Annotated in this window: 13 protein-coding genes; 9 read left to right on the top strand and 4 right to left on the bottom strand. The window is 73.1% G+C overall.

Annotation, left to right across the window (positions count from 1 at the left end; translation table 11 throughout):
• Positions 1–1,342, top strand: a 1,342-nt coding sequence (locus ABD345_RS30920) for an outer membrane protein assembly factor BamB family protein (RefSeq protein ID WP_344556958.1), incomplete at its 5' end; no start/stop codon positions are given.
• A gap of 57 nt (positions 1,343–1,399) precedes the next feature.
• On the opposite strand, the gene ABD345_RS30925 is transcribed toward ABD345_RS30920, so the two are convergent.
• The 3 genes from ABD345_RS30925 to ABD345_RS30935 form a co-directional block, all read right to left on the bottom strand.
• A complete protein-coding gene (locus tag ABD345_RS30925; protein ID WP_344557046.1) occupies positions 1,400–1,975 on the bottom strand; it encodes a TerD family protein in 576 nt (191 codons plus the stop codon).
• A 140-nt stretch (positions 1,976–2,115) separates the two neighbouring features.
• On the bottom strand, positions 2,116–2,574 hold the full coding sequence (locus ABD345_RS30930; RefSeq protein WP_344556961.1) for a peroxiredoxin: 459 nt from the start codon (positions 2,572–2,574) through the stop codon (positions 2,116–2,118).
• A 208-nt stretch (positions 2,575–2,782) separates the two neighbouring features.
• A complete protein-coding gene (locus tag ABD345_RS30935) occupies positions 2,783–3,220 on the bottom strand; it encodes a DUF3052 domain-containing protein (protein WP_344556963.1) in 438 nt (145 codons plus the stop codon).
• 469 nt (positions 3,221–3,689) lie between these two features.
• Here ABD345_RS30935 and aceE point away from each other — a divergent pair, with 469 nt between their 5' ends.
• Positions 3,690–6,440, top strand: coding sequence for a pyruvate dehydrogenase (acetyl-transferring), homodimeric type (gene aceE, locus ABD345_RS30940; RefSeq protein ID WP_344556965.1), 2,751 nt, complete (start codon positions 3,690–3,692; stop codon positions 6,438–6,440).
• 161 nt (positions 6,441–6,601) lie between these two features.
• Here the strand turns inward: aceE and ABD345_RS30945 are convergent, their stop codons facing one another.
• The gene (locus ABD345_RS30945) at positions 6,602–8,170 is read right to left on the bottom strand and encodes an MFS transporter (protein ID WP_344556967.1); all 1,569 of its coding nucleotides are present in this window, start codon (positions 8,168–8,170) and stop codon (positions 6,602–6,604) included.
• A gap of 205 nt (positions 8,171–8,375) precedes the next feature.
• On the opposite strand from ABD345_RS30945, the gene ABD345_RS30950 reads away from it, so the two are divergent.
• The 7 genes from ABD345_RS30950 (at position 8,376) to ABD345_RS30980 (ending at position 15,368) form a co-directional block, all read left to right on the top strand.
• Positions 8,376–9,029 (top strand): TetR/AcrR family transcriptional regulator, encoded by a 654-nt coding sequence (locus ABD345_RS30950; RefSeq protein ID WP_344556969.1) that lies wholly within the window; start codon positions 8,376–8,378, stop codon positions 9,027–9,029.
• A 99-nt stretch (positions 9,030–9,128) separates the two neighbouring features.
• The gene (locus tag ABD345_RS30955; protein ID WP_344556971.1) at positions 9,129–10,451 is read left to right on the top strand and encodes a sensor histidine kinase; all 1,323 of its coding nucleotides are present in this window, start codon (positions 9,129–9,131) and stop codon (positions 10,449–10,451) included.
• Positions 10,448–11,125 (top strand): response regulator, encoded by a 678-nt coding sequence (locus ABD345_RS30960; protein ID WP_344556973.1) that lies wholly within the window; start codon positions 10,448–10,450, stop codon positions 11,123–11,125. Before ABD345_RS30955 ends, ABD345_RS30960 begins: the two co-directional genes overlap by 4 nt.
• 115 nt (positions 11,126–11,240) lie before the next feature.
• Entirely contained in the window at positions 11,241–12,350 is a 1,110-nt protein-coding gene (locus tag ABD345_RS30965) for an alpha/beta hydrolase (protein WP_344556975.1), read from the top strand.
• A gap of 92 nt (positions 12,351–12,442) precedes the next feature.
• On the top strand, positions 12,443–13,657 hold the full coding sequence (locus tag ABD345_RS30970) for an acyltransferase family protein (protein WP_344556976.1): 1,215 nt from the start codon (positions 12,443–12,445) through the stop codon (positions 13,655–13,657).
• Between the two features lie 40 nt (positions 13,658–13,697).
• Positions 13,698–14,033 (top strand): MmcQ/YjbR family DNA-binding protein, encoded by a 336-nt coding sequence (locus ABD345_RS30975; RefSeq protein ID WP_344556977.1) that lies wholly within the window; start codon positions 13,698–13,700, stop codon positions 14,031–14,033.
• A gap of 144 nt (positions 14,034–14,177) precedes the next feature.
• Positions 14,178–15,368 (top strand): alpha/beta hydrolase, encoded by a 1,191-nt coding sequence (locus ABD345_RS30980; protein WP_344556979.1) that lies wholly within the window; start codon positions 14,178–14,180, stop codon positions 15,366–15,368.
• The last annotated feature ends 20 nt before the right edge of the window (positions 15,369–15,388 follow it).

The raw sequence follows: 15,388 nt of genomic DNA on the forward strand, positions 1-15,388 counted from the left end.
GGCCGGGCACCCCACCGCGCCCGACGGCGCCGACCCGGCCGCCGCGGGCCCCCTGCCGTCCCGCCGGGCGCTGCTGTTCGGCTGCGGCGTGGTGCTGCTGGCCGGCGCGGGCGGGCTGACCGCCTGGGCGCTGGGCGGCGGCACGACGAAGGACCCGGCCCCGTCGCCGGCCCCGTCGACCGGCGGCCCCACCGGCAGCCCGACCGCCGCCGCGTCGAGCGCCGCGCCCAGCCGCGCCCCCGGCATGCCCCCGGCCCCGCTGTGGACGTACCGGACCGCGGGGAACAACGCCGGCAGCCTCGGCATGGCCTTCTCCCCCGGCCTGCTGCACCTGGGCAGCGCCGACCTGGTCGCGGTGAGCCTGGCCGACGGCAAGGAGAAGTGGATCACCAAGGACGCGATGGCCTACAACATGGCCTGCGCGGGCGGCACGATCAGCTACGGCACCGTCTCCGACCTGATCACGGTGGACGCCGCCACCGGCACCGTGCTGTGGAAGTACCAGGCCGAGCGCGGGAAGCCGAACGGCACCCAGATCGCCTCGGACATGGTGCTGAACGCCGACGACCGCGCCGTGTACGCGATGTGCTCGTACCTGCAGATGGACGACAAGGGCATGCCCGACCTGGGCGCCAAGACCGGCAAGGGCATCATGGCGCTGTCCCGCAAGGACGGCTCGATGCTGTGGAACCAGCACCGCCAGCAGACCGCCGACTACACGGTCAGCTCCGACCTGACCGCGGACGCCCTGCTCTACACCGACAGCAAGGAGAACCTGGTCGCCCGGTCGCTGGCCGACGGCACCCAGACCTGGTTCGCCGCCACCAACTCCCGCTCGGAGTACCAGCCGGTGCTCCAGGACGGCCTGGTGTTCTGCTCGGTCGAGCCGAACGGCATCCAGGGCGTGCGGGTCTCCGACGGCAAGCAGGTCTGGACGAAGACCTCGGACCGCGCGACCCACATGTGGTACTCGCCGCCCGCGGCGGGCAACCACGTCGTGTACTCGGTGCTCGGCGGCATGACGCTGACCTACCAGGGCACCACCTACACCCCGGCCGCGGCGACCCGGGTGGTGGCCTTCAACGCCGCCGACGGCACCGAGCTGTGGCACCTGGAGCTGCCGGTGGAGGTGTCGATGGACACCAACCCGGTGCTGGTCAAGGAGACCCTGTTCGTGCCCAGCCCCGAGCACGGGATCTACGCCGTCGACGTGGTGAACCACAAGATCCGCTGGGTGTTCCAGACCAACGCCGGGGCCGAGCTGCCCTGGCACCTGGCCGGCGGCGAGGACCTGCTGATCGCCGTCCAGGGCAACCAGGTGATGGCGCTGCCGACCGTCTAGGAACGCGCCGGGCCGGGGCCGTGGACGGCCCCGGCCCGCAGTGCGGTCGGTCTCCGGTCAGACGTTCACGCCGAAGTCCTGGGCGATGCCGCGCAGGCCGGAGGCGTAGCCCTGGCCGATGGCGCGGAACTTCCACTCGTCGCCGTTGCGGTACAGCTCGCCGAAGACCATCGCGGTCTCGGTCGAGGCGTCCTCGGAGAGGTCGTACCGGGCGATCTCGGCGCCGCCGGCCTGGTTGACCACCCGGATGAACGCGTTGCGGACCTGGCCGAAGCTCTGCTGCCGGTTCTCCGCGTCGTAGATCGACACCGGGAAGGCGATCTTGGCGACGTCGGCCGGGACGCCGGCCAGGTTCACCTTGATCTGCTCGTCGTCGCCCTCGCCCTCGCCGGTGAGGTTGTCACCGGTGTGCTCGACCGAGCCGTCGGCGCTCTTCAGGTTGTTGAAGAAGATGAAGTCGGCATCGGAGCGGACCCGGCCCTGCTCGGTGCAGAGCAGCGCGCTGGCGTCCAGGTCGAAGTCCGTGCCGGTGGTGCTGCGCACGTCCCACCCGAGGCCGACGACCACGGCGGTCAGGCCGGGCGCCTCCTTGGTGAGCGAGACGTTGCCGCCCTTGCTGAGGCTGACACCCACGTGGTCCTCCAAGAAGTCGGGTTCCCGATCCGTCAACGGCCCGATCGTAGTGCGGGGTTCCCGGGCCGCCCCCGCGACTCGGCCCGGCGCCCGGCGGAAAGTTCCGCCGCACCGGGCCGGGAGGGCTGCCGGCGGGAGGGTCAGAGCGCGCCGAGGGCGGCCAGGTACTCCTGGGTGTCGCGGGCGTCCGGGAGGCCGTTGACGATGCTCCAGCGGACGGTGCCCTCCTTGTCGATGACGAAGGTGCCGCGCACCGCGCAGCCCTTCTCCTCGTTGAAGACGCCGTAGGCGCGGGAGACCTCGCCGTGCGGCCAGAAGTCCGACAGCAGCGGGTACTCCAGGCCCTGCTGGTCGCCGAACACCCGCAGCGAGAACGGCGAGTCGTTGGAGACCGCGAGCACCTGCACCTCGTCGTTCTGCAGGCGCGGCAGCTCCTTCTGGATCTCGCAGACCTCGCCGGTGCAGACGCCGGTGAAGGCGAACGGGTAGAAGACCAGGACGACGTTCTTCTCGCCGCGGAAGTCGGACAGCTTCACCGACTCGCCGTGCTGGTTCTTCAGCTCGAAGTCCGGGGCCTGGGTGCCGATCTCGACGGTCATGGGGGGACCTTCCTGCCGATGCGATGGTGCGGTCGGGAAGATCCTCCCACTCGTCCGCCCCCGTTCGACCGTTCGGGTGAGCCGGACCGGCCGTCCGGGCGCCCCGTTCGCCCTGGGTGAACACGCCGGAACGCCGACGGGCCCCGCCGGCGCGTCCCGGATTCCGGGTGCTCGCCGGCGGGGCCCGCCGCGGGGGTTGCTCCGAAGGTCAGCGCTTGCCGGCCTTCGACGCCTTCGGGGTGGCCAGGCGGGTGCCCGCCCAGTCCTTGGCGATCGCCACCGAGCTGGTCTGCGAGAGGCCGGCGGTCTTGGCCGCGTCGGCGATCTCGTGCGCCTCGACGTGCCCGTCACGGCCGGTCTTCGGGGTGAGCAGCCAGATCAGGCCGCCCTCCGCCAGGTACTCCAGGGCGTCGACCAGGGAGTCGGTGAGATCCCCGTCCTCGTCGCGGTGCCACAGCAGGACGCCGTCGGCGACGTCGTCGTAGTCCTCGTCGACGAGTTCGGTGCCAGTGATCTCCTCGATCCCCTCCCGGAGGTCCTGGTCACTGTCTTCGTCGTACCCGAGCTCCTGGATGATCTGGCCCTGTTCGAAGCCGAGGCGGAGAGCCGGGTTGGACTTGTCCGCGGGGTCCGCGGTCGCGCTCACGGGAATAACCTCCAGTATTCGGCCCGGCGTCCATGCCGGGGCTGTGGCCGTAGTCCACACGGGAGCGGCGGTTCGCGCAAGTACCCGACCCCCGATCCCACCCAAAGGTTGACGTGTCGCCGGGCGACACGCCGCCCACTGTGGTGGTGAACACACCCATATGTCCGTGTCCGTACCGACAAGGATGCTTCGTCTCGTACCCGCTTCCGACCCGTTCACCCCCCGCACGCCTGCCCGAGATACGAACGGCATTCGGGTCCGGGCAGGGTGCGGGCGTAAAGTCTCCTGTTGGCCCTCATCCCGACCGGCCGCCATCGTCCGGCCGGGGTCCCAGGTCGGACCACCTCCTGAACCGTACCGTCCACCAGGCGGAACGGTTACCGATCGGTAGAGATGACGGATCTCCGAACGCGGTAGCACGATGGAGGCGGCGCGACAACTCAGTTTCGACCGACAGTGAAGGAACAGCGTGGCTTCCGGATCCGATCGCAACCCGATCATCATTGGCGGCCTCCCGAGCCAGGTCCCGGACTTCGATCCCGAGGAGACCGCGGAGTGGCTGGAGTCGCTTGACGCTGCCATCGACGAGCGCGGGCGCGAGCGCGCCCGCTACCTGATGCTGCGGCTGATCGAGCGCGCCCGCGAGAAGCGCGTCGCCGTGCCCGAGATGCGCAGCACGGACTACGTCAACACCATCGCCACCAAGGACGAGCCGTTCTTCCCCGGCAACGAGGAGATCGAGCGCAAGATCCTCAACGCGACGCGCTGGAACGCGGCCGTCATGGTCTCCCGCGCCCAGCGGCCCGGCATCGGCGTCGGCGGCCACATCGCCACCTTCGCCTCCTCCGCGTCCCTGTACGACGTGGGCTTCAACTACTTCTTCCGCGGCAAGGACGCCGACGGCGAGTCCGGCGACCAGGTCTTCTTCCAGGGCCACGCCTCGCCGGGCATCTACGCCCGCGCCTTCCTGCTGGACCGACTGACCGAGCAGCAGCTCGACGCGTTCCGCCAGGAGAAGTCCAAGGCGCCGTACGGCCTCTCCAGCTACCCGCACCCGCGGCTGATGCCGGACTTCTGGGAGTTCCCGACCGTCTCGATGGGCCTCGGCCCGCTCGGCGCGATCTACCAGGCCCGGATGAACCGCTACCTGGAGCACCGCGGCATCAAGGACACCTCCGACTCGCAGGTGTACGCCTTCCTCGGCGACGGCGAGATGGACGAGCCCGAGTCGCTCGGCCAGCTCTCGCTGGCGGCCCGCGAGGGCCTGGACAACCTGACCTTCGTGGTGAACTGCAACCTGCAGCGCCTCGACGGCCCGGTCCGCGGCAACGGCAAGATCATCCAGGAGCTGGAGTCGCAGTTCCGCGGCGCCGGCTGGAACGTCATCAAGCTGGTCTGGGACCGCAGCTGGGACCCGCTGCTGGCGCAGGACCGCGACGGCGTCCTGGTCAACAAGCTGAACACCACCCCGGACGGCCAGTTCCAGACCTACGCCACCGAGACCGGCTCGTACATCCGCGAGCACTTCTTCGGCGGCGACCTGCGCCTGCGCGCGATGGTCGAGAACATGAGCGACCACCAGATCCAGCACCTGGGCCGCGGCGGCCACGACCACCGCAAGGTCTACGCCGCGTTCAAGGCCGCCCGCGAGCACAAGGGCCAGCCGACCGTCATCCTGGCGCAGACCGTCAAGGGCTGGACGCTGGGCCCCAACTTCGAGGGCCGCAACGCCACCCACCAGATGAAGAAGCTGACGGTCGAGGACCTGAAGCGCTTCCGCGACCGGCTGCACCTGCCGATCACCGACAAGCAGCTGGACGAGGGCTACCCGCCCTACTACCACCCGGGTCGCAACTCGGAGGAGATCCAGTACATGCACGACCGCCGGCAGGAGCTCGGCGGCTACGTGCCCACCCGCAAGGTGCGCCCGCGCAAGCTCGAACTGCCGGGCGACGACGCGTACAAGGCGGTCAAGAAGGGCTCCGGCAACCAGACCATCGCCACCACCATGGCGTTCGTCCGGGTGCTCAAGGACCTGATGCGCGACAAGGGCATCGGCAACCGCTTCGTGCCGATCGCGCCCGACGAGTACCGCACCTTCGGCATGGACTCGCTGTTCCCGTCCGCCAAGATCTACAACCCGCTCGGCCAGACCTACGAGTCGGTCGACCGCGAGCTGCTGCTGGCGTACAAGGAGTCCCCGTCCGGCCAGATGCTGCACGACGGCATCTCCGAGGCCGGCTGCACCGCCTCGCTGATCGCCGCCGGCTCCTCGTACGCGACGCACGGCGAGCCGCTGATCCCGGTGTACGTCTTCTACTCGATGTTCGGGTTCCAGCGCACCGGCGACCAGTTCTGGCAGATGGCCGACCAGCTGGCCCGCGGCTTCGTCATCGGCGCCACCGCCGGCCGCACCACCCTGACCGGTGAGGGCCTGCAGCACGCCGACGGCCACTCGCACCTGCTGGCCTCCACCAACCCCGGCGTGGTCGCCTACGACCCGGCCTACGGGTACGAGATCGCGCACATCGTCCAGGACGGCCTGCGCCGCATGTACGGTTCCTCCGCCGAGCACCCGCACGGCGAGGACGTCTTCTACTACATGACGGTCTACAACGAGCCGATCAAGATGCCGGCCGAGCCGGAGGGCGTCGACGTCGAGGGCATCCTCAAGGGCCTCTACCGGCTCAAGGGCGCCGAGGCCGGCCAGATCCCGGCGCAGATCCTCGCCTCCGGCGTGGCCGTGCCGTGGGCCCTGGAGGCCCAGCGCATCCTCGCCGAGGAGTGGAACGTCAAGGCGGACGTCTGGTCGGCGACCTCCTGGAACGAACTGCGCCGCGACGCCGTCGAGGCGGAGGAGTTCAACCTGCTGCACCCCGAGGAGCCGCAGCGCGTCCCGTACGTGACCACCAAGCTCTCCGGGGCCGAGGGTCCGTTCGTGGCCGTCTCCGACTGGATGCGCGCCGTCCCGGACCAGATCTCCCGCTGGGTCCCCGGCCAGTACCAGTCCCTGGGCGCCGACGGCTTCGGCTTCGCCGACACCCGCGGCGCGGCCCGTCGCTTCTTCCACATCGACGCGCAGTCGATCGTCCTGGGCACGCTCACCGAGCTGGCCAAGCAGGGCAAGATCGACCGCTCGGCGCTGAAGGACGCGATCGACCGCTACCAGCTGCTCGACGTGGCGGCGGCCGACCCGGGCGCGGCGGGCGGCGACGCCTAAGCGCTAGCCGCTGACCGGAAAGGTCCGCCCGGAGAGGGGGTTTCCCTCTCCGGGCGGACCTTTCCGTCTGTCCGTGGCTGCGCGAGCGACCCCGGCAACGCGAGGATCCGCCCGGGAAGGGAACTCCCTTCCCGGGCGGATCCTCGGGCGGTGCGGCCGGCTCAGATGTGGACCGAGGGGCCCGTCTCGTTCACGCCGCGGCGGGTGAGCAGGCCCAGCGCCGCCGCCGCCAGGGCGACGATCGCGGCGACCACGAAGGCCAGGCCCATGCCGCTGACGAAGGAGGAGTGGACGGCGTCGGCGACGCCCTGGGGGGCTCCGGGCGGGGCCATGCCGAGCTGGGCCAGCTGCTTGAGCTGCTCGCCCTGCTCGCCGCCGGGCAGCGGCTGGCCGGTCGCGGCCTGCCACTTGTCGGGCAGCGCGCCGGTGACCTTGGAGGCCATCACCGCGCCGAGCACGGCGGTGCCGAGGCTGCCGCCGACCTGCATCGCGGCCTGCTGGAGGCCGCCGGCCACGCCGGACAGCTCCATCGGGGCGTTGCCGACGATGACGTCGGTGGCACCGACCATGACCGGGCTGAGGCCCAGACCCATCAGCAGGAACCAGAGCGACATCACGCCGGTGCCGGAGTCGACGTCCAGGGTGGACATGCCGAGCATCGCGGCGGTGGTGAGCACCATGCCGCCGACGATCGGGATCCGCGGCCCGACCTTGCCGATCAGGACGCCGGCCACCGGCGCGCCGACGATCATCATGCCGGTCATCGGGAGCAGGTGGACGCCGGCGTCGACCGGGGCCATCCCGTGCACGTTCTGCAGGTAGAAGGTGACGAAGAAGATGCCGCCGAAGAAGGCGAAGGCCATCAGCACCATCAGCAGGGTGCCGGCCGAGAGCGGCACCGAGCGGAACAGCGAGAGCGGGATCAGCGGCTCCTTGGCGTACTTCTGCCAGATCGCGAAGAACACCAGGGCGAGCAGCGCGCCGCCGAGGAACAGCAGGGTGGTGGGGTCGCCCCAGCCCCAGGTCGGGGCCTTGATGATGCCCCAGACCAGCATGAACATGGCGCCGGAGAGCAGCACGATGCCGGGGATGTCGAAGGACTTGGCGGCGTTCTCGGCCCGGACGTCCTTGAGCACCAGCAGGCCCAGCACCAGGGCGACGATGCCGACCGGGATGTTGATGTAGAACACCGACTCCCAGTTGACGTGCTCGACCAGCAGGCCGCCGACGATCGGGCCGGCCGCGGTGGAGGCGCCGATGACGCCGCCCCAGATGCCGATCGCCATGTTCAGCTTCTCGGCCGGGAAGGCCCCGCGCAGCAGGCCGAGCGCGGCGGGCTGGAGCAGCGCGCCGAACAGGCCCTGGAGCACGCGGAAGAGGATCACCTGCTGGATCGAGCCGGCGAAGCCGATCGCGGCGGAGGTGGCGGCGAAGCCGACCGCGCCGACCAGGAAGGTGGTCTTGTGGCCGAACCGGTCGCCGATCTTGCCGGCGGTGATCAGGAAGACCGCGAGGGCCAGCAGGTAGCCGGAGGTGACCCACTGGATGTTGGCGGGCGAGGCGTGCAGGTCCTGCTGGATGGCCGGGTTGGCGATGGCGACGACGGTGCCGTCGAGGGCGACCATCATGACGCCGACGGCGACGGTGAGCAGCGTCAGCCAGGGGTGTCCCCGCAGCCGGCCGCCGGCGGTCGGAGCCGCTTCCTTGTCGAGTACTACGGACTGGCTCATGTCTCGGGACTTCCCCGTTCGTGTGGTGACGCTGGGACCGCTGGGAACGAAAAACGGCGGCGTCCGGCCCTCACGCCCGTCCCCACGAGCTCCAAGACAGACGGACACCGCCATCGCGGAACATTATGTCAGCTGCTGACATTCGACAAACGGTGACTCCTGTCACGTGATGCCAGTTCACGATCACGGCGCTATCGTTGGCCCCATGGCCATGCCCACCACCGCCGCCGACCCGCAGCCCGTCGGCCTGCGGGAACGCAAGAAGCGGCGCACCCGGGACGCCCTGGTCGACGCCGCCCACCGGCTGTTCCTCTGCCACGGCTACGGACGCACCACGGTGGACGAGATCGCGTCCGAGGTGGAAGTCTCCCAACGCACCTTCTTCCGGTACTTCGCCAACAAGGAGGAGGTCGCCCTCGCCGTGCTGGCAGAGGCCGAGGAGGCGTTCCTGGAGTTCCTGCGCGCCCGCCCGGCCGGCGAGAACCCGCTGGAGGCGATGCGCGGCGCGGTCCGCGAGGTCTGGCAGGCCGTCGACCGCGGGCAGGACAGCGGGCCGGCCGCGCTGGAGCTGTTCGAGCTGATCGAGTCCACCCCGACGCTGCTCGCCGCCCACCTGCGGCACGCCATCCAGCAGGAGGTGGAGGTCGCCCGGATCCTCGCCGACCGCGAGGGCCTCGACCCGGCCGTCGACCTGCGCCCCCGCCTGCTGGCCGCCGTGTTCGGCACCGTGGTGCGGATCTCGCACCTCGCCTACGCCGCCGACCCGGACGCCCACCGCCACTCGATGGACGGCATGCTGGCCCTGATCGAGCGCCACTTCGACCAGTTGGGCCCGGCCCTGGCCGGCTCCTGGCGCTGACCGGCCGGGCGCCCCGCGCCGACCCCCTACCGCGGTGGCACCCGGACGCGCTACCGGAGTATGAGGACAGCGCCGCCTCCCCGGCCTACCCTCGGCCCGGTGACCATCCGGGAAGACTTCCTGCGCGCCCTCACCGAGCCCCTCGGCGTCCGCCGCCCGCCGCTGGCGACGGCCCGCCGGGCGTGGATCCGGGCGGTCCCGTACCTGCTGGCGGGGGCCGCGGTCGGCGCCCTGCTGCCGACCGGCATCGTGGCCCTGATCCGGTTCCACGGGGTGGACCCCTCGCTGGCCACCGTGCTCGCCGTGGTGCAGTCCGGGGTGCTGCTGCTGGGCCTGACCCGGCCGCTGCTCGCCTGGCAGCTGATGGTGCCGTCGGTGCTGGTCGGCGCGGCCGCCGCGCAGGGCACCGCCGCCGAGCAGCCCTGGCCGTGGCCGATCACCACGCTGCTGTCGTACCTGTTCCTGATGGTGCTGCTGGCGATCCGCGAGCGCGGCCGCACCCTGCTCGCCGTCTGGGTGGTCACCTTCCTCGGCTGCAGCCTGAGCTGGACGGTCTTCAACCAGCACTTCGACGGCACCTCGGTGGTGGTCACCGCGCTGTCCGGGGCGGTCCTGCTGCTCGGCTGGAGCCTGCGCGGGCGCGGCGAGGCCAAGCGGCTGCTGGCCGAGCAGGAGCAGATCTCCGGGACCGAGCGGGCCCGGCGCACCCTGCTGGAGGAGCGCGCCCGGATCGCCCGCGAGCTGCACGACGTGGTCGCCCACCACATGTCGGTGATCACCGTCCAGGCCGACAGCGCGCCCTACCGGATCGCGGGCCTGCCCCCGGCCGCCGTCGAGGAGTTCGGGCAGATCGCCGCCGCCGCCCGCGGCTCGCTCGCCGAGATGCGCCGCCTGCTGGGGGTGCTGCGGGCCGACGGGAGCGCCCCCGACAAGACCCCGCAGCCCGGCCTGGCCGACCTGCCGAAGCTGCTGGCCACCGCCGGGCAGGCCGGGGTGCGGGCCGAACTCGCCGTCGAGGAGGGGGTGTCGGCGCTCGGCCCGGTGCCGGACGCGGTCGCCCTGTCCGCGTACCGGGTCGTCCAGGAGGCGCTGGCCAACGTCGTCCGGCACGCCCCCGGCGCCACCGCCGAGGTCCGGCTCTCCCCCGCGGACGGCGCGCTCGCCCTGACCGTCCGCAACGGCCCGCCGCCCGGCCGGGCCGCCGCCGTGGAGAGCTCCGGCGGCACCGGGCAGGGACTCGTCGGAATGCGCGAGCGCGTCCGCCTGCTGGCTGGCACCCTGGACACCGGCCCGACCGCCGACGGCGGCTACCGGGTGAGCGCCGTCCTGCCGCTGCACGGCGCCGCGACCGGCACCGACCCGGGCGCCGGCCCAGGCGCGGACACCGACGCAGGCATCGACCCCGGGGAGAGCACCGCATGACCATCCGCGTCCTGATCGCCGACGACCAGGCGATGGTCCGGGCCGGGTTCGCCGCCCTGCTGAACGCCCAGAGCGACATCGACGTGGTCGGCGACGCGGCCGACGGCCGGCAGGCGGTCGAGGCCAGCGGCCGCACCCACCCCGACGTGGTCCTGATGGACGTCCGGATGCCCGAGATGGACGGCCTTGAGGCCGCCCGCCGACTGCTCGACCCGCCACCCGGGGTGGTCCACCGCCCGCGCGTGCTGATGCTCACCACCTTCGACGTCGACGACTACGTGTACGAGGCGCTGCGGGCCGGCGCCAGCGGCTTCCTGCTCAAGGACGCCCCGCCCGCCGACCTGATCTCGGCCGTCCGGATCGTCGCCGCGGGCGACGCGCTGCTCGCCCCCTCGGTCACCCGCCGCCTGATCGCCGACTTCGCCCGCAGCCGCCCGGCCCCGCGCCGCGACCCGCGGCTGCGCCTGAACGGCCTCACCCCGCGCGAGACCGAGGTGCTCGAACTCATCGCCCGCGGCCTGTCCAACCAGGAGATCGCCGCCCGCCTCGTCCTCGCCGAGCAGACCGTGAAGACCCACGTCGGCCGGATCCTCGGCAAGCTCGACCTGCGCGACCGCGCCCAGGCCGTCGTCCTCGCCTACGAGAGCGGCCTGGTCCAGCCCGGCGTGCAGTAGGGCGCACCCGCTACCCCTCCGGTATGACCCGCGGGTTGGCTCCGCGGGGTGACGCCCGGCCGCCCGTCCCGTTCCTACCTTCCACCTCGTTGCCGAACGAGCGGAGGAGGAGCGGATGTCGTCGCGTCTGCGTCGGGGGACGGCCGCGGTCGGGCTGGTGCTGGCCGCGGTGCTGGGGGTGGGGTCGTGGGCGTCGGCGGACGCGCAGACGCCGCTGACGGGGCCGCCGCCGGGAACGGCGGCCTGGCGGGCCGACACCGCGCTGGGGGTGCGGCTGCCCGATCCGGCGAGCGCCCCGCCCGCCGAGGTCGCCGCGTTCTTCGCGGGCCTGGCGCCGGCCCGGCGCGAGTCCCTCGCGGTGCGCCACCCGCAGGTGGTCGGCAACCTGGACGGCGCCCCGGTCGCCCTGCGGCTGCGGGCGAACGCGCTGGCCGTCGCGGAGGAGCGGGAGCAGCAGCTGGCCCGCGCCCGGGACGCCGCGCTGCCGTCCGCCGAGCGCGCCGCGGCCGCCGCGCGGGCCGACCGCTACGGGGAGCTGGCGCACCGCGCGCTGCTGGCCTTCGACCCGCGCGGGCGCGGCCAGGTCGCCGAGGTGTTCGGCGACCTGGAGCACGACGAGCGGACGGCCGTGCTGGTGCCGGGCTCGGACACCGACCTGTCGACCTACGACCGGCCCTCCGCGGCCGGCTACGACACGGCCGCCGGGATGGCCCGCTCGCTGCGGGCCGCGAGCGGCGGCCGGGTCGCGGTGGTGGCCTGGGTGGGCTACACCACGCCGGTCGGCCTGGGGACGGACGCGGCCCGCGAGGAGCTGGCCGAGGCGGGCGCCGTGCGGCTGGACCGACTGCTGGCGGGGCTGGCCCCGGTGACCGGGCGGGTGGAGCTGTTCTGCCACTCGTACGGGTCGGTGGTGTGCGGGCGCTCGGCGCCGGACCCGGCGCTGGTGGCCTGGGTGGTGGCGGTGGCCTCGCCCGGGATGGGCCTGGAGCGGGCGGACGAGCTGCGGGTGCCGGTGTGGGCGGTGCTCCGCAACGCCGAGGACTGGGTCGGCGACGTCCCGCACGTCTCGCTGCTGGGTTTCGGCCACGGCGCCGACCCGACCTCGGGCGGTTTCCGCGCCCGGCTGCTGCCGTCCACCGGTTCGCGCGGCCACAGCGGCTACTTCGCGCCCGGCTCGGTCTCCCTCGCGGTCCTCGCCGCCCTCGCCCTGGCCCCCGACGCCTGACCGCCCCTCCCCTCCGCCCCTCCCCACTTCCCTCCCCCATCCCCTTTCCCCCGACCGGCCCTGACGATCCGTCGGCGACCCGAGGAGACCCCGTGACCACTGCCCTGGCCCGACTGCGCCGCACCGCGGCGACGGTCGACGCGAAGACCCCCGCCACCCGGGACCGCGCCCTGGACGGGCTGCGCGCCCTGGCCCTGCTGTCCGTCCCGGTCGGGCACTGGCTGCTCGGCGGATTCACCACCGGGGGCGGGGTGCTGCACAACGCCAGCCCGCTGGGGGCGCTGCCGTCCATGGCGCCGCTGAGCTGGCTGCTGCAGATGCTGGGGGTGTTCTTCCTGGTGGGCGGCCGGGCCTCGGCGCTGTCGCTGCGCCGGGCGACCGACCGCGGGGTGCCGGTGGGCAGTTGGCTGCGCGGCCGGGTGCTGCGGCTGGTGCGCCCGGTGCTGGGGGTGGCGGCGGTGTGGGCGGCGCTGGTGCCGCTGCTGCGGGCGCTGGGCGTGCCGGACGGGACGGTGCGCACGGGCGCGGTGCTGATGGTGCAGCCGCTCTGGTACATCGCGATGTACCTGGTGCTGACCGCGCTGACCCCGCTGTGCGTCAAGTTCGGTGCCTGGGCCAGGGGTTGGGGCGCGGCCGGGCTGCTGGCGGCGGTCGCGGCGGTGGACCTCCTGCGGTACGGGCCGTGGGGCGCCTCGATGCCCGGCTGGCTGAGCCTGCTGAACCTGCTGCCGGGCTGGCTGTTCGCCTACCAGTTGGGCGTGGACTGGGCGCACGGCCGGCTGACCCGGGCCGGGGCGAAGCTGCTGGCGCTGGGCGGGGCGGCGCTGTTCGCGGTGCTGCTGCTGGTGTTCCACTACCCGGCGAGCATGGTCGGGGTGCCGGGCGCGGCCCGGACCAACTCGCACCCGCCGTCCCTGCTGGTGCTGGCGCTGGCCTCGGTGCAGGGCGGCGCGGCGGTGCTGCTGAAGGACCGGCTGGGCCGGGCGCTGCGGCGGCCGCTGCTGTGGCTGCCGGTGGTGGTGGTCAACCTGGGCGCGATGACGGTCTTCTGCTGGCACCAGAGCGCGATGTTCCTGACCGCGCTGGCCGGTTCGCACTTCGGCGCGCTGCCCGGCCTGACCACCGCCCCGGACTCGGTCGGCTGGGCGCTGGCCCGGCTGGCCTGGCTGCCGGTGTTCGGCGCGGTGCTGGCGCTGATCGGCCGCTGGGCCCGGCGTTTCGACGCCCCGTGGCCGTCGCGGACCTGGCGGGCGCTGGCGGGCGCGGGCGCGGCGCTGTTCGCGGTGTACGCGCTGGGCGCGGTCTGAGTTCGCGTCAACTGTCGGTGCGGGCACCTACCCTGACGTCATGGCGACCTTCGAGGAACTGACCGCGCTGGCCCTGGCCCTGCCGGGCACCCACCAGGAGGAGACCTGGGAGCAGGTGACGCTGCGGGCCGGGCGGAAGATCTTCGCGATGGGCCGCCCGGAGACGGGCGAGGCCACGGTGAAGGCCGCCCCGGCCGAGCAGGCCGAACTGGTCGCCGCCGCGCCCGGGGTGTACTCGGTGGCGCCGTACACCGGCCGGTTCGGCTGGGTGCGGGTCCGGCTGGCCGGGGTGGAGGCGGACGAACTGCGCGAACTGCTCACCGACGCCTGGCGTTCGGTCGCCCCGAAGCGGGTGGTGAAGGAGTACGGGGGGTAGCGTCCGGGCGAATGTGACGGGGAACACTGTTTGCTCCCTGCCTCCGGGGTCGGTCGCCCTCTACGCTGGCTGACTAGTAGTTGGCAGTCACAGCACCGTCGGGCCCGTCCCGCCGCGATGTACCGGCCCGAGGGAGTGGACGCCATGCACCGCAGGCGGGTCAAGCGGATCCTGATCGGCGTGTTCGCCGGCTGCGCCGCGCTGGTGGACGCGGGTGCGGCCGCCGCGACGGCCGCCGCCTCCAACGAGCAGCTGACCATCACCACCCCGCCCGCGGGCAGCACCGCCTGGGTCGCCGACCACACCCTCGGCCGCCCGCTGCCGGACCCGGCCACCGCCGACCCGGCCGCCGTGGCCGCGTTCTTCGCCTCCCTGTCGCCCGCCGAGCTGGACCACCTGGTGGCCGAGTACCCGCTGGTGGTCGGCAACCTGGACGGCGCCCCGCCGGCCGTCCGCTACCGGGCCAACCGGGTGGCGATCACCGCCGAGCGGGACCGCGCCCGGCAGCGCGCCGCGGACACCTCCCAGGACGCCACCACCCGCGCGCTGGCCGTCTCGCGCGCCAACGACTCTGACCGGCTGCTCGCCGGGGACCGGCAGATCCTGGCCTTCGACCCGCGCGGCCGCGGCCTGGTCACCGAGGTCTGGGGGGACCTCGCCACCGCCCAGCGGGTCGCCGTCCTGGTGCCCGGCTCGGACGCCGACCTCGGCCACTTCGACCAGAGCGGCGACCCGCTGCGCTCCCCGGCCGGCATGGCCCGCGCGCTGTACGCCGAGGAGCACGCCCAGTCGCCCGGCACCCGCACCGCGGTGATCGCCTGGACCGGCTACGTCACCCCGCAGGGCCTCGGCCCGGACGCGGTCACCTCCCGGCTGGCCGACGCGGCCGCGCCGCGGCTGAACCGGCTGCTGGCCGGCCTCAAGCAGACCGCCCACCCGGACGCGCCGCCCGCGCTGCTGTGCCACTCGTACGGCTCGGTGGTGTGCGGCACCGCCGCCCCCGCGCTGCACGACGCGCAGCCCACCGACGTGGTGGCCTTCGGCAGCCCCGGGATGGGCGTCGACTCGGCCGCCGAGCTGGGCACCGGTGTCCAGGTGTGGGCGGCCCGCAACCTCAGCGACTGGATCGGCAACGTCCCCTACCTGGAGGTCGGCGGCCTCGGCCACGGCGCCGACCCCACCACCCACGCGTTCGGCGCGGTGTCGATCTCCTCGGTGGGCGCCAGCGGCCACACCGGCTACCTGGCCGAGGGCACCGCGAGCCGGCACAACTTCGCCGCCATCGCGCTCGGCCACTACGGCGAGGTCAGCGGCCCGTCCGAGAGCCAGGGCTGACGGACCGCCACCTCACCGGC

Origin of the sequence: Kitasatospora saccharophila, from assembly GCF_039529925.1 — a bacterium.
Classification (GTDB): Bacteria; Actinomycetota; Actinomycetes; order Streptomycetales; family Streptomycetaceae; genus Kitasatospora; species Kitasatospora saccharophila.

Excerpts from the sequence above, each read along its gene's own strand:
- ABD345_RS30980 (WP_344556979.1), top strand. The coding sequence starts at position 14,178 with ATGCACCGCAGGCGGGTCAAGCGGATCCTGATCGGCGTGTTCGCCGGC.
- ABD345_RS30965 (WP_344556975.1), top strand. The coding sequence starts at position 11,241 with ATGTCGTCGCGTCTGCGTCGGGGGACGGCCGCGGTCGGGCTGGTGCTG.
- ABD345_RS30975 (WP_344556977.1), top strand. The coding sequence starts at position 13,698 with ATGGCGACCTTCGAGGAACTGACCGCGCTGGCCCTGGCCCTGCCGGGC.
- ABD345_RS30930 (WP_344556961.1), bottom strand. The coding sequence starts at position 2,574 with ATGACCGTCGAGATCGGCACCCAGGCCCCGGACTTCGAGCTGAAGAAC.
- ABD345_RS30960 (WP_344556973.1), top strand. The coding sequence starts at position 10,448 with ATGACCATCCGCGTCCTGATCGCCGACGACCAGGCGATGGTCCGGGCC.
- ABD345_RS30945 (WP_344556967.1), bottom strand. The coding sequence starts at position 8,170 with ATGAGCCAGTCCGTAGTACTCGACAAGGAAGCGGCTCCGACCGCCGGC.
- ABD345_RS30950 (WP_344556969.1), top strand. The coding sequence starts at position 8,376 with ATGGCCATGCCCACCACCGCCGCCGACCCGCAGCCCGTCGGCCTGCGG.